The organism is Pontibacter locisalis (assembly GCF_042684605.1).
GTDB classification, from domain to species: Bacteria; Bacteroidota; Bacteroidia; order Cytophagales; family Hymenobacteraceae; genus Pontibacter; species Pontibacter locisalis.
In genome coordinates this window covers 57,702-79,568 of sequence record NZ_JBHULU010000009.1, presented here as the reverse complement: position 1 = coordinate 79,568, position 21,867 = coordinate 57,702, and the positions used below count along the sequence as shown (strand labels likewise).

Sequence of the window (21,867 nt, the reverse complement as noted above, 5' to 3'; positions counted from 1 at the left end):
TTATGGTAAGTATTGTAGTAGCCACAGCAGAAAATAATGTTATCGGGAAGGATAATCAGCTTATCTGGCATCTGCCCGCTGACCTGAAGCACTTTAAAAAGCTTACCATAGGGCACCCGATTCTGATGGGCCGGAAAACTTTTGAGTCAATTGGTAAGCCGCTGCCGGGCCGGACCTCTATTGTCATTACGCGGCAAAAAGACTATGAAGCGGAGGGGTGTATCGTGGTTCATTCTGTTAAAGAAGCCATTGAGCGTGCAAAGCAGCAGGATAATGATGTTTGTGTAATTGGCGGAGCTGAAATTTATAAACAGGCACTTCCTTTAGTTGATACCATAGAGCTTACCAAAGTACATCATACTTTCGACGGTGATACCTACTTTCCGCAAATCAAGGAAGGGGATTGGGAATTAGTTGCGAAGGAAGATCATGAACCGGATGAAAAAAATAAATACAGTTACTCTTTTCTAACGCTAAAGAGGAAAAAGACCTTATCATAAAACATAAAAGGCCGCTGTAGTAGCGGCCTTTTATGTTTTATGATAAGGGACTAGCGTAAGATGTAAATCTTACCATAACCATTCTTAAAGGACTTGTCTCCGATCTTATACATGTGTTTCATACCATCGGCAACCTGGCTCATTACCACGCGGTAAAGGTATACTCCATTGGCTAGCTTATCACCATACATATCTGTTCCATCCCAGGCATACTCCGTTTTGTTATTCCCTATGCGAATTGGTCCGATCTCTTCTTTCATTATCTCCTTTACTACTTTACCTGTTACAGTTAAAATCTGGATCTTCATGTTCTCGGGCACCTCAGCACCGGTTAAGGTAAAGATAAAGTTCGTTTTAGTAGAGAATGGGTTCGGGAACGGATAAAAGTTTGTAATCTTAGAGGCATTTTCCACTTCGAACCTGATGTTGTACGGTGTAACACCAGATGCTCTGCCTGCTGAGTCCTTCGCCCTTACTTCCAGTTTATAAACGCCGTTCTCAAGCCTTTCCGGCTTAAATTCCAATCTGAAGTCATTTTTCTCATCCGCAGGGAAGTACCTTACTTCGGCCGCATTGTTCATCAAGGATATCTCCCGCACTACTTCATTAGGGTCTGTTAGAGTCATAAGCATTGAGGAGGGATCCTGTAAGGGAGCAAACTTATTCTCGTCCTTTAAGGTCACACTAATGAGAGGACTCGGCGACACCAGTTCTCCATCTAAGATATGGATGCCGTCAAATGCTACATCCATGATAGGGTGTAGCTTTGGATTCACATGAAAGCTTACCTCATAAATGTTATTAGCATAATTCTGCTCCGGCAAAATACGTGGATTAACATACATGCTTAATCGGAAATCACCCTCCATAGAGGAAGTTGGCATAGAGAACTCGAAATTGACCGTCTCATTAGCACCTACAGGCTTTATTTTGAAACTTGAAATAACAGGCTCGGAATTATCTCCTCGCACAGTTACCTCTACTGTTACAGAATCACGGAAAGCATTGGACGTGATATTCTGAAAAGCCATCGGTACCTTTATTCCACCTTTCTGCGCCTGCTGCGTCAGCACCTCTCCACCAACCTTTGCCAGATCAGGCATGATAATACCCTCTGGTGCTTCCTCATACAGCACAAACCATTGCTTTAATTGCGGTGCTGTCCGATCCTGCTCATCATTTAAAGTAGCAGATAACCTCAGGTAAGGAAACCTCTTTGCATCAACAGCTGAAAGGTCATGTACCTTTCCATTTACACTTTCTACTATAGTTTGCTCCTGGCCAGCCTTATCAATGCCTATCACTTTTAGTGTATAGGTATCATTACCTGCTTTATAGCGTTCAATGTTGTGGTGCAGAGTCTTCCATTGCATCGAAGGACCTATAAGGGTGGAAGTGACAGTTCCTTTTGGCTGCCGTGAATAAATGATATCATCAAGGATAAGCAGCTGTGAGGTAATCGTTGTAGACCCTCCATCCTCACCTGTTCTTTCGTTGACTGTACCTGGCGTTGCTCCTTTTCGGCCTACAATGGCAAAAGGGTAACCGTTTTTAAGATTGTGAATAAGATTAGAGCCTATCAAACCAAATGCTGCTTTCTGTGCAGCCGTAAAGCTTTCGAAAGGTACTCTGTTCACGCTCATCGCCACAACATGATAGCCTTCTGGCACTGTATTCATGAAAGCAACAATCTTCTCTCTATTGGCAGCCTGGTTAAGGTCCCCAAACTCATAGAGGTAAGGAAAACTGGCACAGAAAGAGGCTCCTAGCTTCTCTACCATCTCCAACGTTTTATCATTCACTACAATTGCAAAAATTCTTGGAGTAGCACTACCTCCGGGATTTCCACAAGCTGCCTCAAAGAGCATTTGTCCATTATAGAAAATACCATGAGGAGGATTTGTATAGCGGGTGTCTCCTCCAACAGTTTTCACGGAAATTTCCACCTTTGTTTTCTGGAACTCCCACTTGACATTCCTGTCTCCTTCGTTTTTAATCTTATCTGTAGATGCTTCGGTAAACTGCCCGTAATGGCTCTGTGACCATCCACCATTAGTCGCTGGCATATACCTGAATGAACTTGTTGTCCAAACTGTGTCCTCACCAGGCTGGTATGTCTGAAAACGAACACGCCAGTAATAGACTGTGCTGTCTGTGTCTACAGCTCCTTTAGGAAGACTTACTTGCCAGGAAGGCAATAGGGCATTCCCTACGGAATGCGACTTCTTAAGGCTGCTGTTAAAGGCCTGTGTGGTATCCAACTCGAAGTAGTAGCCATCTTTGTTCAAAAGAGCGTGGGTTGCCTGCACCTGCAGTTTCACCTCATTCGATTTTACAACTGCATAATCTGCAGGGCTTAGTGCTTTCAGGCCACTAACCGGAAAGAAGTGCTGATATATTGCAATGTTATTTGTCTCATCAAGTTCTTCTACAGCATCAGTACCATCCAACTTAATTTCGAACGAGTTCATCCCTACTGCCGCAAGTCCTTTGTTGCTTAGTGTTAGCTTTACTATCCTGTCGTTTATGATAGGCTCCACCTTGAAAGGCGCTGTGGTCACTACGGTTGAATTATCAGCCAATGTGCGTTTAACTGTTACATACACAGAATCATTGATAGCTTTACCAAGATTTCCTACATTAACGGACACTGTAAAATTCTCTGAAGATGCCGTTACTGGTTCACCATCCGTCCCTTTTACCTCAAAGCTTTTGTTTTTAAAATAATAATCAGGCTTACTCGGGCTGTAGAGCTTAAGAGAAGGGTCACCTTGAAGCGCCATTTCAGTAACCATGGCCAGCGCTCCATCATAGTTTCCGGTTCCGGAGGTTATCAGCATTACGTTCCGGATAACTTCCTGCTGAATCTTGCCTATAGACGAACCATAAAGAGCCGGATCCTGGAACGCTTTAGTGTAAAAAGCTTTAGAATATAAGTTTAGCAAATCAGGAAATCCAGCATCGGTATGCGCAATTAAACCTACAGCGCCTTTATTAGGAGTGTTTAACCAATCTTCACCAAAGGTGATGGTTCCAGATATGAAAGCGTCTCCAACGTTACAGCCGTTCATCAGCATGACTGGGTATTTACCTTCATTCTTATAATTGGTTCCTTGCCCAGAGACAAAACCTATATCAAGATCTGTTGTACCTGGGGAACTGTGCCCAAAAAAAGTAATGAGCGACAAACCTTTATTAAGTTCTTCTGCAATGGATATTGTTTCAACTACCTCACTTACATTTTGTCTGTACTTCTCAATAACATTAGCTCCAAGCAGGGGACCTTTAGCAATTTCTTTATACTCTTTTAACCAGTAAGATATTGAATTTATCTCCTGAAGCGTTTTGCCTCCCCCTAACTGCAAAATATTTTTTCGCCACTCAACGCCTTCTGGTGCAGCCTCATACTGCTTAACCTTATTTAAGTAGTTAATGATATCATCAGGAGATGTGGCAGAAACCCTTCCTGTAGGTATTTTTGGCACAAAATCATTGTTGTGAAAATCGGCAGAAAAGATTATGTCTGAAGCAGGACTACCACCTGTAGGAACCAGATCGATTGACCTGGCAGCGGTACTCCTATAGTTCATGCGCATGAGATCTATTCCTTTACCTAAAATCAACAGATGTTTGTTCCTGGGAGTGGAGGACATAAAGTGCAGGAAGTTCTTTATGGCAAAAGAGGAGAATTCACCATAATGAAACTGCTCCACAAGATCATCTACAAATACTAAAAGAGTATCATAACCACCCCCAGCGGGAGAAGCCCGATAAGCGGCATATTCCTTTGGAGCAGGCATAGATGCTCCACTTGCAGGAGCCATCAGTCGTTTATTCGTTAAAAGGATAAAATTGTGTGCCGCTGGGTCTATTTTTCTGAAAGATACCCTTTGGGCCGGCAGGGGTGTTAGTACAGTATTGGTATTTGCCAGAAAAACTTTGTGGCTCTTTCCATCAGTGCCATCAACAACATAACCCCGCTTGCCATTCACCTCATGTCCAGCTATACGGAATACATTGTTAATATCTGTTATGTCGTAAGCTACAGCTGATGCCGGGGCATTTGAAAACTCAAAATAAGGGCTAACGGTCCTGGATGAATCTGTATAAAAATACATAGAATTCCCCTGGAATATACTTTTCTGGGGGAAAGTAAGAATAGCAAAAGGAACGCTTATCTGATTTCTGGTATCCTCGGCACCGTTCGGAAATGGAGGCAATCTATCAGCTAATGATCTGAGTGTAAAATTACCCTGAGGAGTAATATCAGAGAACTCAGCAACATATTTTGCATACAAATGCCCATCTCCATAGATCCGGTGCCGTGCAATTTCTCTTACTGCATTATTAGCATCAACAATTCTAATGGCAAAATTATGATCTATATAATTTCTGGCAAAGGCACTGTAGTATACCTGAGGCTTAGGCCCCGTTGCTTCTACATTAACGATACCTCCAAGTGTATAGGATTTTTCAAAACGGGAGGTATTTGTTACACGACCTTCTCCCTTATCCATCCAGGGCATGCGCGTATAGCCATCAGACCGTCTTCCCTCATAATAATCTTGAAACCCCCAATAGAATGACTTCTGTAAATGATAGGGCTCAGGAGATTTACCATTGGCCGTAGGATTTACCTCCCGCATGCGCTTGCCTCCTGAGGGATTAATTGTCAGGAAATAAGCGGCTGTATCAGTATAATAACTCGCAAACTTATGTACCTGGTGTGAAGGATCTTTATACAATTCGCTATCTAAAACACCATCATTGCGCTCCCCATAGAACTCAACAAAATCCTGTGCATCTAATCTACCGTCTGCTTCACCAGCTACATAAAGGGGTATTTCTTTCCCTCTCCTGAATAACTGAAAATGCTGTGGGTTTACACTCGATAAGCCAATACTGCTCAGGTAGGCATGGTTTAACCTGTAAAGCCCCGTCTGTACAACCTTAATCTTATAATAGGTTTGGGAGTGGTTGATCCATTCATTACCGAACCGCTGCTGTGCATGAGTTTCAAGGGCAGTAACAGATAACAGCAAAAAAAGGATAAGCCGCTTCAACATTTTATTATCGGGCATTGGTTGGATAGCTTATGGTTGTACTATTAGTTAAAGGAGTAACCAAAAGAGATAATCACAGATGATGTACCACTTCCTGCTATTGCGTTGCTCTCCTTATCATTTACTCTGGACATAGCCAGGTCGAAATTCAGACCTTTTGTAGTGAAACCTACACCAAAATTTGGTTGCATACGTTTAGTGGTACTCCCGTCAAAGCTCTGTGTTTCCTGGTAGTTGTTAAGTCCGCCGCGCACAAACACCGTTTTAGCATAAGCCAATTCTACCCCAACATGCGGGTCCACAGACACTACATCAGAATTCAGCAGTACATTTCTCCTGCCATCAAACGTAAAATCCAGATCTGTAGCCAGGATAGCTGATAGCTTATCATTGAACCGGAACGTTTTGCCTACTCCGAAAACCAGCCGGGGAAGCGTAAGCTCTGCAGTACTTTCCGGCAGGTCATTCCCTGTTTGCTGATAAGCCTCCTCCAGGGCCTCCACATTATGCGTCCAGGCAGTAAAGGTGGTGGTAACATCTTTAGCCATCAGACCGAATTGCCAGGAACCTCTTGTTAATTGAGCGCCGGCGTCTACACCAAAGCCATAGGCATTGGCAAACTCCCCTACATTACGATAAATTATCTTGGCACTGGCTCCTAATTGTAAACCTTCAATTAGTTGGCTGCGGCGGGCATAAGAAACTAACATAGCATAATCAGCCACTGAGAAAAACCTGATGCTGTCATATTGTATGTAGCCATACTCATTCTGCAGACGACGGGTATCTGCAATATCATCCACTGCCAGCCTGATTACCGAAACAGCTAAAGCGCTGTTTGTATCCAGGGGCATCGCAAAACTACCAAAGTCGTTCTTTGCTATGCCGGCAAAAAGCTCAGAGTGCATAAGGGCTATGTTGTATTTCTGCCGCAGGCTAAGCAGTCCGGCAGGATTCCAGTAACCTGCTGTGGCGTCGTTGGCTATGGCAGCCTGAACATTTCCCATTCCTAACGCACGTGCACCTACACCTATGTTCAGGAATTCATTACTATACTTGGGAGTAGCCACCTGTGCCATGGTTGACAGGCTGCCTAAAAGCATAAGTAACACAAAGAAAGAAAGGGTAAATCTGTTCATACTTCTCCGGTAAGCGTTCTGCATCAATTATTATTTAGGCAATTTAAGAAAGACAGTTTAATCCTGAAAATCAACGACTAGCCTTTCCAAAGCTGCTCCTTCAACACCAGCAGCAGCTTTTTAGTTGTCTTTTGCTAAATAATATTTTTATCCAAAAATAGTCAATTATAACCATAAATCTTCAAGCTGATAACCATTAATAAAATCTTCCGTAATAATTTCTTAACAGTACCTTGCTTTACATAGTACCTTATATTATCTTTGCTTCAACATTATAACAGAATCATCATGAAAGTAGAAAACACACAAGTGCAGATGAGGAAGGGAATTCTCGAATTCTGCATACTGGAGATTATCTCTCGTGGTGAAGTATATGCGTCTGACATGCTGGAAGAGCTGACCGCAGCTAAAATGATCGTAGTGGAGGGTACCCTCTACCCGTTACTAACCCGCCTTAAGAACGCGTCGCTTCTAGAGTACAACTGGGTAGAGTCTACCTCGGGTCCTCCACGAAAATACTACAAACTCACCGATACCGGCCGCGACTTCTTAGAGCAGCTCCGCGCTACCTGGTTAGAATTAGTTGACTCCACCGAATTCATTATCCAAAACAAGAAATCTCAGCAATTATGAAAAAGAATATAAGTATCAACTTGCAAGGCATCATCTTCCACATTGAGGAAGACGGTTACGAGCAGCTAAGCAGATACCTGGCTTCTATCAGAACGTACTTCTCTAATTATGAAGATCACGAAGAGATCGTTGCCGATATTGAGGCTCGTATTGCCGAAATTTTCTCCGCCAGACTAGCACCTGGCAAACAGGTTATATCACTAGAAGATGTACAGTATCTAATTGCTAGAATGGGAGATGTTACAGATTTCGAAGTTTTGGAGCCTATGGATGAGGAAATACCTCACACTGCCCCTGGCCCTGAAGCAGAAAATGCCTACACCACCACTGGACCAAAAAAACTCTACCGCGACATCAACCACAAAGTAATAAGCGGTGTGTGTGCCGGTCTGGCAAATTACCTCAAGGTAGATCCACTTTGGATCAGGCTTTTCTTTGTGCTGCTAGTGCTTTTAGGAGTTGTTTCTGCAGGTGTTTCTGCCGCAACAGGCATTATTATTTATGTAGTGCTGTGGATTGCAATGCCTCAGAACGATCACTTACCAGAAACTACTGTCAAAAAACTTTTTCGGGATCCCGAAGACAAGAAACTGGCCGGTGTAGCCAGCGGCATTGCCAAATATTTTGGAGTAGATGTAGCTGTAGTCAGAGTAATCTTCCTGGTACTTATTTTTGCAGGTGGCTTTGGTATTTTGGCTTACATTGTTCTCTGGATAGCTATGCCAGAGGCTGTAACACTTACCGAACGCATGCAGATGCAGGGCGATCCTGTTACACTGGCAGGCATCGAGCAGACGCTGAAAAGCAACCTGAACATGCGCGACAGCAATGGGGAAGAAAGTACATTGGCAAAGATTATCTTACTCCCGATTCGCCTGATCTCTCAGATCATAAACTGGATGGGCAAAGCACTCGGTCCCATCTTGGCTTTCCTGATAACGCTGATAAGAATTGGTGCAGGCGTTATACTTCTGGCTATCTCAATCGGTTTAACCATAGGTTTATTCTCTGCATTCTTCGTTTCACTGGGGCTTATAGAGGAATCTGAGTACCTGGTACTGGGGGATTTCCCGGCTTCTGTGATCCTGAACGGGTTTCCCAGGCTCGGACTGGTGGCAGGTTTTATTGTAGGGCTAATCCCACTCCTACTGTTAATTATCCTGGCTGTCAGTCTTTTAATTAAGCGTACGTTCCTCCGTCCTATTGTGGGTTGGTCAATGTTTGGTGTTTGGCTTGTAAGCTTGTTCACATTAATTGCAACGGCCATGATGTTTAGCAACAATTTCCGCAGGACCGGTGAAGTGATCACAACCAAGACCATACCTGCAGCTGGCTATGAGACCATAGTACTGGATGCGTATGACAACAACCTAGACTACGACAACATCTACATAGACGTGCAGGAGTCTAACGGAAGTGATATTGAGATAATACAACACGCCGAGGCTAAAGGTAAAACAGAGGAGGAAGCGAAAGAAAATGCACAAATGATTACATATCGTGTTGTGCAGCAAGACTCTGTGCTTCGCTTTGACAATAGTTATGAGTTCAAAAAGGGAGCCGTGTTTCGCGATCAGGAATTAGATATCATACTTAAGCTCCCAAAAGACAAGCCGCTTCGCCTGACCCGTGAATTCACTTATATGCTGCCTAGCGCAACATTTATGGAAGACTATAGCCGTGATAAAATTGTGCGCAATACCTGGCAGGTAAAGGGAGATCAACTGGAGTGCCTCACCTGCGCAGCTGACACGTTGGACACAGAGGATTCTGACTACAACACGGGTTACCGCGAAGAGGGTGACTTTAACGTTGATATTAATGAAAGCTCTGTCAGAATTAGTGGAAGTGCATTGTTAAACGACAGTGAGTACAGCTCCAACGTACGCTCTTATGACTACAGAGACTTTAGTAAAGTTGAGATCTCTGGGCCATACCACGTTCAGCTAATACAGGGGAATAACTACAGCGTTAAGATACGCGGTAACCGTAGTGATTTAAAGCACATACAGATTGAAAAACAAGGAGATGAATTATCCATCCGAACTGAGGAACGTTTCTTCAACCTTTTTGATGATAGTGACCCGGTGTTAGTACAGATAACAGCTCCAAACATGAATAATATTGATTTGGCAGGTGCTATAAAAGCTGACATAGTGGGAATTGAAACAGATAATCTGACCATGAGTTTATCTGGTGCCATCAAATCTGTGGCGAATATTAACGTGCGGGACCTGAAGGTTGATATTGCCGGAGCCTCTATTAGTAAATTCACTGGCCGTGCCAATAGATTTGAACTGGATGCAACAGGTGCTTCGGGCATAGATGCTGGTGATTTACGAGCAGACGTTGTTGATGTAGATGTGACGGGAGCCAGTGTGGCTGAAGTATACGCAATCTCTACTTTACGTGCCGATGCTACTGGAGCCAGCCGCATTACTTACCGGGGTAACCCTGAGAATTTGATTACAGACAGTTCCGGGCCAAGCAGCATTAAGCGCAGATGATTCCACCACTAACCATTGCCTTTTAGTATAAAATAAAACTATAAAAAAGACAGAGTCAATTTTGTATATCCTGCAACAAACAATATTACAGGAGAATAGCTGTGCAGCTATTCTCCTGTTTCATTCGGAGTAAGAACCTTAACTACCGTTAACCCCATCTCTTTCCCTCTTTCTCTTAAAAAGGCATACGCATCCTTAAACTCGTTCTTTACCTTTCCTTCTAGAATAGCCTCAGTGAGTAACTCTTTCAACTGCCCCACCTCTTTAGACGGCTTCAAACCAAAAGTTTCCATAATGATTTCTCCGGTAATCACTGGCTGAAAGTTCCGCAGTTTATCGCTCTCCTCTACCTCTACAAGGCGTTTTTCTACCCTGTCAAAGTTCTGCAGATAACGCTTAACTTTTGTATCATTTTTAGAAGTGATATCCGCACGACAAAGTTTCATAAGAGCATCAATGTCATCACCAGCCTCAAACAACAGTCTACGAATAGCAGAGTCTGTTACGGTTTCCTTTACCAAAGCTATCGGGCGCAAGTGCAGGCGCACAAGCTTCTGCACAAACTTCATGTGTTCATTTAAAGGTAGCTTTAGATCCCGAAACAGCTTTGGCACCATTCGGGCACCCCGGTCCTCATGTCCATGAAAGGTCCAGCCGGCTTTGGGATGGTAACGCTTTGTATCGGGTTTGGCAATATCGTGCATGATAGCTGACCAACGCAGCCACAGATCATCTGAAACTACTGCCACATTGTCCAGCACCTGCAACGTGTGATAGAAGTTATCCTTGTGGGTATTCCCATTTTTTGTCTCTACTCCCTGCAATTCCACCATCTTCGGGAAGATCAGGTGCAACAACCCTGAAGCAAACAGCAACTTAAAGCCATAGCTAGGAGTTGGGGAGAGAATGATTTTATTTAATTCATCAGTTATCCGTTCCTGCGACACTATTTTGATGCGCTCTTTATTATCCATGATGGCATCAAAGGTATCCGGATCAATATCGAACCCTAGCTGCGATGCAAACCTGATTGCACGCATCATTCGCAGCGGATCATCAGAAAAAGTGATACCCGGCTCCAGAGGGGTTCTAATTATCTGGCGCTTCATGTCCTTGACCCCCTCAAACTCGTCTATCAGCTCCCCATAATTCTTTTTGTTAAGGCTGATACCAAGTGCATTTATGGTAAAGTCACGACGCTTAAGATCGTCATTCAATGTTCCCTGCTCTACTTCAGGCTTTCGGGAGTGCTCGCGGTAGGACTCTTTGCGGGCACCTACGAACTCCACTTCCCAATCTCCGGCACGGAGCATGGCTGTACCAAAGTTTTTAAAGATGGAAACTTTTGGATTGTGTGGCAGCTTTTGTGCAACCGTAGCAGCCAATGCAATACCATCACCTACACAAACCACATCTATATCTTTAGAAGGCCTCTTTAGCACCAGGTCCCGCACAAAGCCACCTATCACATAAGCATCAACCTTCAACTCTGCAGCTGCCTCGGCTACCACTTCAAATATAGAATGTTCTGGTAATTGTATCTTATCCATCAGTAAAATTAAACACCTCAGGCTACAGCTTAGCGGCCTGAGGTGCAAAAATAAGGTATTAAATTGAAAGCGTTGTCCTACATTGAGAGCAGACTACTACTCACGAATTACAGTCTGCTTTCCACCAGGCTCAATTTTAACTATACGGGAAGGTTTTGCATCAACCTCTTCGTCCTGCCGCCAACGCACGATATGGCTTACCCGTTCTTTGATTTTGTCAGAGACATCCTTAAAAGAAGCTGCCGCAGGTTCTCCGCTTATGTTAGCTGATGTAGAGACAATTGGCCTGTCTACCTGGCGCACCAGCCTGTGGCAGAATTCATCCTTCGTGATTCTAATCGCTATGCTTCCATCTTCGGCAATAACTTCTTCCGGAAGGTTCTTCGCCCCGGTAAGCACATAAGTAGTTGGCCGCTGTTGCTCCTGAATCAATTTCTCTAATTCTGCCGGCACCTCATTAATATAGTGCCGCAACATATCCAGGTCGGCCATTAACAGGATCATGGATTTGGATTCCTCCCGCTCCTTTATTTCAAAAATTTTCTTCACTGCCTCCGCATTCTCAGCGTCACACCCAATGCCCCATACAGTATCAGTAGGATACAAAATGACATTGCCTAGAATGATTTCTTCCTCGGCTGCCTGTATTTCTTTAATTAATTGACTCATAGTTTTATATCATTGACTGTTAACTGCTGATTGTTATTTTCTGCTCGCAACAATCAACATCTTACTTAATCTCCTGCGTAAGTTCTACCAGCACACCGGTAGCACTCTTTGGATGTACGAAGCAAACCAATTTATTATCGGCCCCTTTCTTCGGTTGTTCATTCAAAAGAGTAAACCCTTCCTTTCTAAGGCGTTCCATTTCAGCGTAAATGTCTTCTACCTCAAAAGCGATATGATGGATACCCTCTCCACGCTTTTCGATAAACTTACTGATAGCACTATCCGGTGTAGTACCCTCCAACAGTTCAATTTTTGTCGCTCCAACCTTAAAAAAGGATGTATTTACATTTTCTGACTCAACAAACTCAGTCTTGTAAGGCTCCACACCTAGCAACTTAAAGTATAAAGCATTCGCCTCGCTAAAGTTTTTTACTGCTATGCCAATATGTTCTACGTTTTTCATTTTCAATTTGTAATTAGTCTAAGTAAGGTTTTTTTGTTAATTTTGCCCCCGATTCAAAACTAATAATTTCTTTAAACTGTTTAGATACAGGACAAAAATTAGAAATTCGACTTATATGCTAACATTACCTATATACCTGGATAACAATGCCACTACGCCGCTAGACCCACGTGTGCTGGATGCGATGATGCCATACATGACTAACATGTTTGGTAACGCTGCTTCCCGTAACCACCCTTTTGGTTGGCAGGCTGAAGAGGCTGTTGATTATGCACGCGAGCAGATTGCCGCTCTTATCAACTGTTCTCCAAAGGAAATCATCTTTACTTCTGGTGCCACTGAGTCAGATAACCTTGCAATTAAAGGAGTTTTTGAAATGTATGCTTCAAAAGGTAACCATATCATTTCGGTTACTACAGAGCACAAAGCAGTACTGGATACCTGCAAGCATATCGAGAAAATCGGGGGCAAGGTTACTTACCTGCAGGTAGATGAGAAAGGTCTTATCGATCTAAAGAAGTTGGAAGAAGCCATCACTGATAAGACTATCCTTATCTCTGTAATGTATGCAAACAATGAGATTGGCGTAATTCAGCCAATCCGTGAGATCTCTGCCATCGCTAAAAAGCACGGCATCCTGTTCTTTACAGATGCAACGCAGGCAGTAGGTAAAATTCCTGTGGATGTTGAGGCAGATGGCATTGACCTGATGGCTTTCTCCGGTCATAAGATGTATGGCCCTAAGGGCGTTGGTGCACTTTACGTGCGTCGTAAAAATCCACGTGTTAAAGTTACTGCCCAGATGGATGGCGGCGGACACGAGCGTGGTATGCGTTCAGGTACACTTAATGTTCCAGGTATCGTTGGTTTAGGCAAAGCTGCTGAAATTGCGAAGCAGGATATGGAGGAAGATACCAAGCGTATCGCTGCCATGCGTGACAGACTGGAGCGTGAACTTACTAAAATCGAAGAGTCTTACGTAAATGGCTCTACGGAGCACCGCCTGCCACACGTGTCGAATATCTCCTTTAAATATGTAGAAGGTGAAGGTTTGATGATGGGTGTGAAAGACCTGGCAGTGTCATCGGGTTCTGCCTGTACTTCTGCTTCTCTGGAGCCATCATATGTACTGAAGGCACTGGGTTTAAGTGATGATCTTGCACACTCTTCGCTGCGTTTCGGCCTGAGCCGCTTCACTACGGATGAAGAAATCGACTTTGCTATTGGCCACGTAAAAGAGGCTGTACATAAACTTCGTGAACTGTCTCCACTGTGGGAAATGTTTAAAGAAGGTATAGACCTGAACTCTATTGAGTGGGCAGAACACTAGGACTTAAATTAAAATTTAGAAGTTAGAAAATTAGAAATGGTATTAATATAGCCTTTCTGATTTTTCACTTCTACCTTTAATTTCCAATTCAAAATTTTTAATTTCTAATTAAACAGAAGCTATGGCTTATTCAGATAAAGTAATCGATCATTATAGCAACCCACGTAACGTAGGTACGCTTGATAAATCAAAAACAAATGTAGGTACTGGCCTTGTTGGCGCTCCTGAGTGCGGTGACGTTATGCGCCTGCAGATTGAGGTAGATGAGAACCAGGTAATCACAGACGCTAAGTTCAAAACTTTCGGTTGTGGTTCTGCAATCGCGTCTTCTTCACTGGCTACTGAGTGGCTAAAAGGTAAGACCGTGGATGAGGCTTTGGCAATTGATAACATGGCCATCGTGGAAGAGTTGGCTCTACCGCCAGTAAAGATTCACTGCTCTGTACTTGCCGAAGATGCGATCAAAACAGCTATCAACGACTATAGAGTGAAAAACGGGCTTCCTGAACTGGAGATGCCTAAGTCTCATCACTAAGAACTAGGACTCAATGGAGTCATCTACAGATGTGCATGTTGAAAGTGCACGCATTCAGAAGCAGATCGAGGACCATTTAGGAATAAGTGGTAACAGTCTGCTTTTTGAATTCAGGCAGATAGACAACAAGCTGCGCCTCGACTTGATTACGGTCAATCCTCGCCACCACCAGTCGTTCCTGTTTCACTCCGAAACAGGATATGACAGGAAAGATGTGCTGCGCAAGATGCTGGACTATGTCCAAAGCTATCGTGATCAGGAGAGTTCATATACCGTGCAATGGATGTCACGCGACGACAAAGAGTTACAGACCTCTTATTTCAGGGCACGCAATATGTACGAAGCACTTGATAAATTATACTATGGCCGAGACATTAACACCATCACTGTCTTTAGTGTTGTGTTAAATCCTGTCTCCTAAAAATAAATATGTTATGATCACAGTTTCAGACAAAGCAAAAGAAAAGGTTCTCAAGCTGAAGCAGGATGCGCAGCTTGATGATAAATTTCGCCTGCGTGCTTCTGTTGCGGGTGGTGGCTGCTCCGGACTATCCTATAATCTTGACTTTGATGATGAAGTGAAGCCAATGGACCAGGAGTTTGAAGATAAAGGGATAAAGGTTGTGGTGGATATGAAAAGCTTTTTATACCTGGCAGGCACTGAGCTTGATTTCTCAGACGGCTTAAATGGCAAAGGCTTTTTCTTTAACAACCCGAATGCTACCCGTACCTGTGGCTGCGGCGACAGCTTCTCAGTATAAACTATTTTACTATAATAAAAGAAATGGCTGCTAATCTCTTAGCAGCCATTTCTTTTATTATATCTTTCTAATGCGCCTTGTAAAGGTCCTTCCGTTAGCATCTTGTAACACCAACACATACATACTGCTGCCTAGACTGGCAACATTCAAAAGATGCTTTTGCTTTAATACCGGCAATGATACCTCAAACACCTTTTTACCCATCACGTCAAACACTGATGCCTGCTTCAGTTCGGTACCTGTTTCACATTCAATATGAATGGTGTCTGACGTGGTAGTAGGAAACACTACCACGTCTTCTCTCGCTCTTTGCCGCATTATGCTGATCACTGGGGAATAGCTATAGCTACCGTCTTCATCTACCTGTTTAAGTCTGTAGTACGATGTACCCGTCAGCGGATTCTCATCTGTATATGCATATTTACTTCTCTGCGTGGTAGTACCATTCCCTTTCTCCATACCAATTCCTTCAAAATGGCGCCCGTCAACGCTTCGTTCAATCACAAAGTAATCGTTTCCTTCTTCCATAGCTGTCTGCCATTGCAGGACCACTTCCCTGTCAGCCACTTTTGCTATGAACTTTATAAGCTCCACAGGAAGTGGTGTAGACACAGTATTTGCTTCTACTCTCCAGGTAAGGCTAACATCGTCAATTGCCAGGCCATGGTCCGCCTCCAGCTCGTCAGAATCTTTCCATCGAAGCATAATAAAATGCCCTGCTGGAATGTTCACAGAGATTGTCTGTGACACATACCTTCTGTTAGCTGCAGCATTACCATCTAAAGCTTTGCCTGTTGTATAAAAGAAGGGGGAAGAGAAGGTCAAGTTCGGCACCTGTGTCCAACCTTTGTCTGATGCAGGAGATAAGTTAAAAGAAGTTCTGTCACCACTAATAGCATACCAGAAGGTAATGCGGTGTTCACCTGCTGTCGAGTTTGATATACGCCATTGCTCTCCTATATAACTAACATCCAGTGCTTGTATGGTAGCCTCAGTATTATTAACCAGCAGTAAGCCGTAAGCAAACTCCCCCTTCTTCAATGAGCTTATAGATCCCAGAGCACGATCTTTCGATGCTGCAGAACCATAACTAAATAAGCCGCCTGTATTACCCGAACCAGTATTTGCTTCAATAAGAGAGTCCGCTACAGTACGCTGTACTGTCCAACCAGGTAAGTAATATGCTCCACTCTTCCAGATATCGGTGTTTGCAACAGGCAGCGCATCGAAGTTTTGGTTATAATGGGAATTATACTTACCCATACTTACCTGTGCAACCGCCCAAGTATTAGCAATGAAAATAATAAGAAGGAGGCACTTAGTGAAAAGAGTAAAATTTGTTATCATATAGTTAAGTACAGTGCAATGGCTACAGTCGATCTCTTTACCTGCGGCTTTAGATTAATGCACCAACTTACGTATTCTTACTTAAGTTCAATTTTCTCCTTTTATTTAACAGAGAACATATAAGTATGTAACCAATAAAAAGGAAAGCCTGCTTCTTTAACAGAAGCAGGCTTTCCTTTTTACAAAATTTACTTACTAATAAGCTCTTCCGGCTTTATTTTCTACAAAATTCATAAAGGCTCTGTTTACAACACCTGTTCCGCCAGGAGTAGGATAGTTTCCTGTAAAGTACCAGTCTCCTTTATGGTTAGTACATGCCAGGTGCAGGTCTTCTATTGTTTGGTAAATTACCTCTACATCAGCATGCACCTCTGGCGCCTTAACGATTTCAGATACTTTTCGGGAAATCTCAGTGGCACTAAACTGATCATAAAGCTTCTGCGCAAAATTCTTTTCATAAAAGGCGGATGTTTCCTGTGCTTCTACACACTGTTGGTACACCTCTTGCAACATACCTTCCTTACCATTGTCTTTTAGCAGCCCTAACAACGCTCTGAATGCTACGAACTCTTTCATCCTTGACATGTCAATGCCATAGCAATCAGGATAACGGATCTGAGGAGCACAAGAAACAATGATAATCTTCTTTGGCTCCAGCCTGTCCAGCATCTTAATAATGCTCTTCTCTAAGGTCGTACCGCGCACAATCGAATCATCCAGCACAACAAGTGTATCTACTCCTTTTTTGATAACCTCATAAGTAGTATCATAGACGTGCGTAACAAGATCATCACGGCTGTTATTATCCGTAATAAAAGTCCGCAGCTTAGCATCCTTAATAACTAACTTGTGTGCCCTTGGTTTATACTGCAGAATTTCATCTAGTTCATCTTCTGTCAGTTTGTTATTCAAGATCGCCTTCTTCCGATAGCCCCGCAGGTAATCTTCTATTCCCTTCATCATACCAAGCCAGGAGGTTTCAGCTGTATTCGGGATATAAGAGAACACCGTATCCTTCAGGTTATAATTGATCGCCTCTAAAATCTGTGGGCAAAGCAATCTTCCCATGTTCAGACGCTCGTTATAAATCTCAGGATCATTACCGCGAGAGAAATAAATGCGCTCGAAACTACAGGAAAGCTTCTCTCCTTGCGGTAGAATTTCTTTCATGTCCGGGTTACCTGCTTTATCCACAATCAGGGCATGTCCGGGTGAGATTTCTTTAATCTGGCTGTAATCAATATCAAAAGCGGTTTTAATAGCAGGCTTTTCAGAGGCTATAACCACAACTTCATCATCAGCATAATAATATGCAGGACGTATCCCATTAGGATCACGGACAACAAAAGCAGCACCATAGCCTGTTAAACCTGCCATGGCATAACCACCATCAAAATCCTTACAGGCACGTTTCAGAACACGCTGAAGATCCAGGTTACTTTCAATCAGACCTGTTATTTCTTTATTGGTGAAATCGTTTTTATAGGAGTCGAAGAGCTCCTGATTTTCCTCATCAAGGAAGTGCCCGATCTTCTCAAGCACAGTAGTGGTATCTGTTTTATGCTTGGGGTGCTGACCCAGCTCGATCAGCTTTTGAAATTGCTCATCTACATTGGTCATGTTAAAGTTTCCGGCAACAGCTAAGCTTCTGCTACGCCAGTTATTCTCACGTACCATCGGGTGGCAATTGTCTACGCTGTTTACACCATGCGTACCGTAGCGGAGGTGTCCCAGGTAAACATCTCCCAGAAAGGGCATGTTTTCCCAGATCCAGGCAGTATCCTCTGCACGTTCCGGATGATCTTCTTTCAGGTTTTTAAATTCCTTTCCAATCTTACCGAAGATACTGTCAATCGCACGGTTCTTTACGGAGCGAAAACGATTTATATAGTCGATACCCGGCAGAGCATCAATCTTAATGCTGGCAACTCCCGCACCGTCCTGACCACGGTTATGCTGCTTTTGCATTAGCAGGTACAGCTTGTTAACGCCATACATAGGAGTGCCATACTTCTCTACATAATATTCGATCGGTTTTCTGAGCCTGATCAGGGCAATGCCGCATTCGTGCTTAATAGAGTCGCTCATGGTGCTTTTATAGTGTCTGTGCCAACAATTGTTCAATCCAGTTCAGCAGCAGTTCCGGCTTAAAGAACAGAACCAGCAACGGAACAGCAAACAACGTCAGCAGCAGTTTATTCGACAGTGAAATAACTAAATTTTCTTCTCTATAATTCCCTTTAAGGAAAAGGTAGTAAGGAATTTTGATGTAATAGAACAGAGCAACGCCGGTAAGTAAGACTCCTGTTACCAGCAGCACCAGCAGCATGGAGCTGTTACTTAGACTATATGCTTCCCAAATGTTGGTAAATATGAGCAGTTTCCCCATAAATCCTGCTAAAGGAGGCAAGCCTGTTAGTGAAAGAAGGTATAGCAACGCCATCACTCCCATAAAGGGGTATACTTTGCCCAGACCAGAAAATTGTTCCAACTCCACTACATTCAGCTCATCCTCAAAGATCTGGAGAAACAGAAAAATGCCAAAATTCATGAACAGCAGCACAGTCAGATAAAACAGTACACTTGAACTGTATCCTGTACCAAATGCAAGTAGTGCCGCCAACAGAAACCCAGCATGCGAAACAGAGGAGTAAGCTAAAAGCTTACGGGGCACCTTTTGCCAGATGGCGGTAAAATTACCAACAACCAATGTAACAACTGCCGCTATTGCGAAAAACAATTGTACATCTGCAAAAGCCAATGGCTCTGCAAATACGGTTATGAATCGTAGAATTACGACAACTCCAGCCATTTTAGGCCCAGTGGAAAAAAGGGCAACAATTGGCATTGGTGCACCCTGGTACACATCCGGTGCCCAGAAGTGAAAAGGTGCTGCTGATATTTTAAAGAAGAGGCCGGCAAAAACAAGTACGGCAGCTATTGTTACCAAAAGTGGATCCGCCTGCAGCAAGCCGAGTCCAAATGCTTCAGAAGTAAAATTAAGAGTACCTGTAAAGCCATAAAAGAACGACATGCCATATAGCATTACTCCTGCCGATAAGGCACCATAAAGAATGTATTTTATAGCAGCCTCTACTGACCGGCGATTTTCTTTAAGAATCAGGGTAAGAATGTAGGAGGCTATCGATACGGTTTCGATGGAGACAAAAACCATCAACAGGTTAACAGACTTTGCCATCAGGTTCAGCCCCAGCACCAGCATTAAAATAAGTCCGTAGTACTCCCCGTGGCCGTACTTTAATTTTTCTAAAGGTTTGTTTAATACAGACAAAAGTATGGTGAATATACCCGCTGCACTAAAAAGTATACCCGCGAATTGTGCTAGCCCATCTGATAGCAGCAGGTTCAAAAATGCCCCACCATCGGAAGCATAGCCCCCAAGTATTTGAATGACCAGTGTGGCAAATAAGCCACTCAGTGCTATCCATGGTAGCAGCATCTTTATTGTTCTTGACCTGAAAAGGTCAAGCGTAACAAGCAGAAGGAAGAAAACTGCCAGCATAAACTCTGGCAGCAAGGAGCCTGCACCTGCTATAAGGGCATCAATCTTTTCGGATAGGTATAATGCCTGCTCGTTCACTTATGGGAGAATAGAAGATAAAACTAAATTTAGCTGCTCCTGCCCATTCTGAAGTACCAATTCAGTAAAACCGGCTACCGAAACTCCTATTTTATCTAACAGCAGGTGTGGGAATATACCGAAGAGTAAAGCCAGAGCGGCTAATGGCACAAGCATCAGGTATTCCCGCAGGTTCATGTCGCTTATCAGAGCTTTTCCTCTTAGGTCCGGAAAAATCCAGTATTTCCCGAAGAACATACGCTGCAATGCCCACAGGTAATAACCTGCTGATAGCAGAAGGCCGAACACTGCCACCACTGTAAACCAACGAGGCAACAAGCCATTGACATCCGGTGCACTAAAGCCACCTACCAACACCAGCAGCTCTGAGATGAAACCTGAAAAACCCGGCAATCCCAAAGAGGCAAAGAAAGCGATCACCACAAATGAAGTATAAGCTGGCATCCTGCTGGCGAGTCCCCGGAAATTGAGTATCATTCTGTCATGTGCCCGATCATAAATTACCCCCACCAGCAGGAAAAGCATAGCAGAGATGATACCATGACTGAACATCATAAAAATGGCACCATTCACACCCTCTGTTGTAAGGGAAGCCAAGCCTAGTAATACAAAGCCCATATGTGAAACCGACGAGTAAGCAATCAGCTTTTTCAGGTCGTTCATGGCGAGTGCACAGAATGCACCATAAATTATAGAAAGTACTCCCAAGCCACCTACAAGTGTAGAAAAATAAGCTCCCGCATCCGGAAAAACAGGGTAAACAATTCTGATCAACCCATACCCTCCTACTTTTAAAAGTATGGCGGCCAGTAAAACCGAAATCGGGGTTGGAGCCTCCACGTGTGCATCAGGCAACCAGGTATGCACCGGCACTGAGGGTACTTTGATGGCAAAGCCTGCAAAAAGCAACAGGAAAGCGACAAACCTGATCGGCAGATCCCATAGAACTACGCCTGAAAGGGAGTGCAGAAAGCTGCCAGGAATGAAATTAGCAGATTCCATCATGGCCGGAATACTAAAGGTACGCACCATATCAGAGCTGCTTATTGCGCTTTGCTGTAGTAGCCGTTGTACCTGAACAATAACTTCCGATGATGCAGGTTTACCTGAATCAAGCAGTTCCAGTTGAAGTGCCGTTGCCTCCGGATCTATAACTGAAGTGTAAAGCCCGATCATCACGATCAGGATGAAAAGAGAACCTACTAAAGTATAAATGAAGAATTTTATGGCTGCATATTCCCTCCTCGGACCACCCCATATACCGATCAGAAAATACATCGGCAGAAGCATAAACTCAAAGAACAGGTAAAACAGGAAGAAGTCAAGAGCCAGGAAACAGCCCATTACACTGGTAAGGAGGAGCAGGTAAAGCAGGAAGTATCCTTTGATATTTTTCGTGATGGTCCAGGAAGATATGACACCAATCACACCAACAATTCCTGTCAGGAGCACCATGCCCACACTTACACCATCTACCCCAACAAAATAATCGATTTGTAAACGGCCCAGGCTTCCAAGTGGAAATCCAATCCAGTTTAGCTTCTCCACGAATTGGTAGCCAACCTTTCCGTTAGCAAAGGCACTTCCATCAAAGGTGAAATACAGAAACACAGCCAGCCCCAACTGTATTACTGCTCCCAGCAAAGCTAAGGCCTTTATGGGTTTATTCAGGTGTGAGGGCATCAGCAGTACAACAAGCGCTGCTAACAGGGGTGTGAAGATGAGGCCACTAAGTATAAAATCCATCAACTGTGTATCTTGTTGATCTT

Annotated in this window: 16 protein-coding genes; 7 read left to right on the top strand and 9 right to left on the bottom strand. The window is 43.6% G+C overall.

Annotated features, from left to right (window positions below):
* The first annotated feature begins 2 nt into the window (after positions 1-2).
* Positions 3-500 (top strand): dihydrofolate reductase, encoded by a 498-nt coding sequence (locus ACFSRY_RS06010; protein WP_377504064.1) that lies wholly within the window; start codon positions 3-5, stop codon positions 498-500.
* A 50-nt stretch (positions 501-550) separates the two neighbouring features.
* Here ACFSRY_RS06010 and porU2 read toward each other — a convergent pair whose 3' ends face one another.
* Together porU2 and ACFSRY_RS06000 are read right to left on the bottom strand one after the other, a co-directional pair.
* Positions 551-5,581 carry a putative type IX secretion system sortase PorU2 gene (porU2, locus tag ACFSRY_RS06005; RefSeq protein ID WP_377504062.1) on the bottom strand — a complete coding sequence of 1,677 codons (5,031 nt, stop codon included), beginning with the start codon at positions 5,579-5,581 and terminating at the stop codon, positions 551-553.
* A gap of 26 nt (positions 5,582-5,607) precedes the next feature.
* Positions 5,608-6,702: a putative type IX sorting system protein PorV2 gene (locus tag ACFSRY_RS06000; protein WP_377504060.1), complete on the bottom strand. Its 1,095-nt coding sequence runs from the start codon at positions 6,700-6,702 to the stop codon at positions 5,608-5,610.
* A 288-nt stretch (positions 6,703-6,990) separates the two neighbouring features.
* Here ACFSRY_RS06000 and ACFSRY_RS05995 point away from each other — a divergent pair, with 288 nt between their 5' ends.
* Together ACFSRY_RS05995 and ACFSRY_RS05990 are read left to right on the top strand one after the other, a co-directional pair.
* Complete coding sequence (locus ACFSRY_RS05995; RefSeq protein WP_377504058.1) at positions 6,991-7,335, top strand: PadR family transcriptional regulator; 345 nt, start codon at positions 6,991-6,993, stop codon at positions 7,333-7,335.
* Complete coding sequence (locus tag ACFSRY_RS05990; RefSeq protein ID WP_377504056.1) at positions 7,332-9,842, top strand: PspC domain-containing protein; 2,511 nt, start codon at positions 7,332-7,334, stop codon at positions 9,840-9,842. Before ACFSRY_RS05995 ends, ACFSRY_RS05990 begins: the two co-directional genes overlap by 4 nt.
* Positions 9,843-9,949: 107 nt before the next feature.
* Here the strand turns inward: ACFSRY_RS05990 and ACFSRY_RS05985 are convergent, their stop codons facing one another.
* The 3 genes from ACFSRY_RS05985 to mce all read right to left on the bottom strand — a co-directional run bounded on the left by ACFSRY_RS05985 (position 9,950) and on the right by mce (position 12,524).
* Positions 9,950-11,392: a CCA tRNA nucleotidyltransferase gene (locus tag ACFSRY_RS05985; protein WP_377504054.1), complete on the bottom strand. Its 1,443-nt coding sequence runs from the start codon at positions 11,390-11,392 to the stop codon at positions 9,950-9,952.
* A 96-nt stretch (positions 11,393-11,488) separates the two neighbouring features.
* On the bottom strand, positions 11,489-12,061 hold the full coding sequence (locus ACFSRY_RS05980; RefSeq protein ID WP_377504052.1) for an L-threonylcarbamoyladenylate synthase: 573 nt from the start codon (positions 12,059-12,061) through the stop codon (positions 11,489-11,491).
* A gap of 61 nt (positions 12,062-12,122) precedes the next feature.
* The gene (mce, locus tag ACFSRY_RS05975; RefSeq protein WP_377504050.1) at positions 12,123-12,524 is read right to left on the bottom strand and encodes a methylmalonyl-CoA epimerase; all 402 of its coding nucleotides are present in this window, start codon (positions 12,522-12,524) and stop codon (positions 12,123-12,125) included.
* A gap of 115 nt (positions 12,525-12,639) precedes the next feature.
* On the opposite strand from mce, the gene ACFSRY_RS05970 reads away from it, so the two are divergent.
* The 4 genes from ACFSRY_RS05970 (at position 12,640) to ACFSRY_RS05955 (ending at position 15,150) form a co-directional block, all read left to right on the top strand.
* On the top strand, positions 12,640-13,854 hold the full coding sequence (locus ACFSRY_RS05970; protein ID WP_377504048.1) for an IscS subfamily cysteine desulfurase: 1,215 nt from the start codon (positions 12,640-12,642) through the stop codon (positions 13,852-13,854).
* A 121-nt stretch (positions 13,855-13,975) separates the two neighbouring features.
* Positions 13,976-14,389: a Fe-S cluster assembly scaffold IscU gene (iscU, locus tag ACFSRY_RS05965; protein ID WP_377504046.1), complete on the top strand. Its 414-nt coding sequence runs from the start codon at positions 13,976-13,978 to the stop codon at positions 14,387-14,389.
* 13 nt (positions 14,390-14,402) lie between these two features.
* Positions 14,403-14,810 (top strand): hypothetical protein, encoded by a 408-nt coding sequence (locus tag ACFSRY_RS05960; RefSeq protein ID WP_377504044.1) that lies wholly within the window; start codon positions 14,403-14,405, stop codon positions 14,808-14,810.
* Positions 14,811-14,823: 13 nt separating this feature from the next.
* A complete protein-coding gene (locus tag ACFSRY_RS05955; RefSeq protein WP_377504042.1) occupies positions 14,824-15,150 on the top strand; it encodes a HesB/IscA family protein in 327 nt (108 codons plus the stop codon).
* A gap of 57 nt (positions 15,151-15,207) precedes the next feature.
* On the opposite strand, the gene ACFSRY_RS05950 is transcribed toward ACFSRY_RS05955, so the two are convergent.
* The 4 genes from ACFSRY_RS05950 to ACFSRY_RS05935 all read right to left on the bottom strand — a co-directional run bounded on the left by ACFSRY_RS05950 (position 15,208) and on the right by ACFSRY_RS05935 (position 21,844).
* Positions 15,208-16,497: a T9SS C-terminal target domain-containing protein gene (locus ACFSRY_RS05950; RefSeq protein WP_377504040.1), complete on the bottom strand. Its 1,290-nt coding sequence runs from the start codon at positions 16,495-16,497 to the stop codon at positions 15,208-15,210.
* A 195-nt stretch (positions 16,498-16,692) separates the two neighbouring features.
* Complete coding sequence (locus ACFSRY_RS05945) at positions 16,693-18,585, bottom strand: amidophosphoribosyltransferase (protein WP_377504038.1); 1,893 nt, start codon at positions 18,583-18,585, stop codon at positions 16,693-16,695.
* Between the two features lie 7 nt (positions 18,586-18,592).
* On the bottom strand, positions 18,593-20,098 hold the full coding sequence (locus ACFSRY_RS05940) for an NADH-quinone oxidoreductase subunit N (protein WP_377504036.1): 1,506 nt from the start codon (positions 20,096-20,098) through the stop codon (positions 18,593-18,595).
* Positions 20,099-21,844 (bottom strand): complex I subunit 4 family protein, encoded by a 1,746-nt coding sequence (locus ACFSRY_RS05935; RefSeq protein ID WP_377504034.1) that lies wholly within the window; start codon positions 21,842-21,844, stop codon positions 20,099-20,101.
* Positions 21,845-21,867: the final 23 nt, after the last annotated feature.

What these genes read in the sequence shown, in the direction of transcription:
- ACFSRY_RS06010 (WP_377504064.1), top strand. Translation starts at nt 3, where the DNA reads ATGGTAAGTATTGTAGTAGCCACAGCAGAAAATAATGTTATCGGGAAG.
- porU2 (WP_377504062.1), bottom strand. Translation starts at nt 5,581, where the DNA reads ATGCCCGATAATAAAATGTTGAAGCGGCTTATCCTTTTTTTGCTGTTA.
- ACFSRY_RS06000 (WP_377504060.1), bottom strand. Translation starts at nt 6,702, where the DNA reads ATGAACAGATTTACCCTTTCTTTCTTTGTGTTACTTATGCTTTTAGGC.
- ACFSRY_RS05995 (WP_377504058.1), top strand. Translation starts at nt 6,991, where the DNA reads ATGAAAGTAGAAAACACACAAGTGCAGATGAGGAAGGGAATTCTCGAA.
- ACFSRY_RS05990 (WP_377504056.1), top strand. Translation starts at nt 7,332, where the DNA reads ATGAAAAAGAATATAAGTATCAACTTGCAAGGCATCATCTTCCACATT.
- ACFSRY_RS05985 (WP_377504054.1), bottom strand. Translation starts at nt 11,392, where the DNA reads ATGGATAAGATACAATTACCAGAACATTCTATATTTGAAGTGGTAGCC.
- ACFSRY_RS05980 (WP_377504052.1), bottom strand. Translation starts at nt 12,061, where the DNA reads ATGAGTCAATTAATTAAAGAAATACAGGCAGCCGAGGAAGAAATCATT.
- mce (WP_377504050.1), bottom strand. Translation starts at nt 12,524, where the DNA reads ATGAAAAACGTAGAACATATTGGCATAGCAGTAAAAAACTTTAGCGAG.
- ACFSRY_RS05970 (WP_377504048.1), top strand. Translation starts at nt 12,640, where the DNA reads ATGCTAACATTACCTATATACCTGGATAACAATGCCACTACGCCGCTA.
- iscU (WP_377504046.1), top strand. Translation starts at nt 13,976, where the DNA reads ATGGCTTATTCAGATAAAGTAATCGATCATTATAGCAACCCACGTAAC.
- ACFSRY_RS05960 (WP_377504044.1), top strand. Translation starts at nt 14,403, where the DNA reads ATGGAGTCATCTACAGATGTGCATGTTGAAAGTGCACGCATTCAGAAG.
- ACFSRY_RS05955 (WP_377504042.1), top strand. Translation starts at nt 14,824, where the DNA reads ATGATCACAGTTTCAGACAAAGCAAAAGAAAAGGTTCTCAAGCTGAAG.
- ACFSRY_RS05950 (WP_377504040.1), bottom strand. Translation starts at nt 16,497, where the DNA reads ATGATAACAAATTTTACTCTTTTCACTAAGTGCCTCCTTCTTATTATT.
- ACFSRY_RS05945 (WP_377504038.1), bottom strand. Translation starts at nt 18,585, where the DNA reads ATGAGCGACTCTATTAAGCACGAATGCGGCATTGCCCTGATCAGGCTC.
- ACFSRY_RS05935 (WP_377504034.1), bottom strand. Translation starts at nt 21,844, where the DNA reads ATGGATTTTATACTTAGTGGCCTCATCTTCACACCCCTGTTAGCAGCG.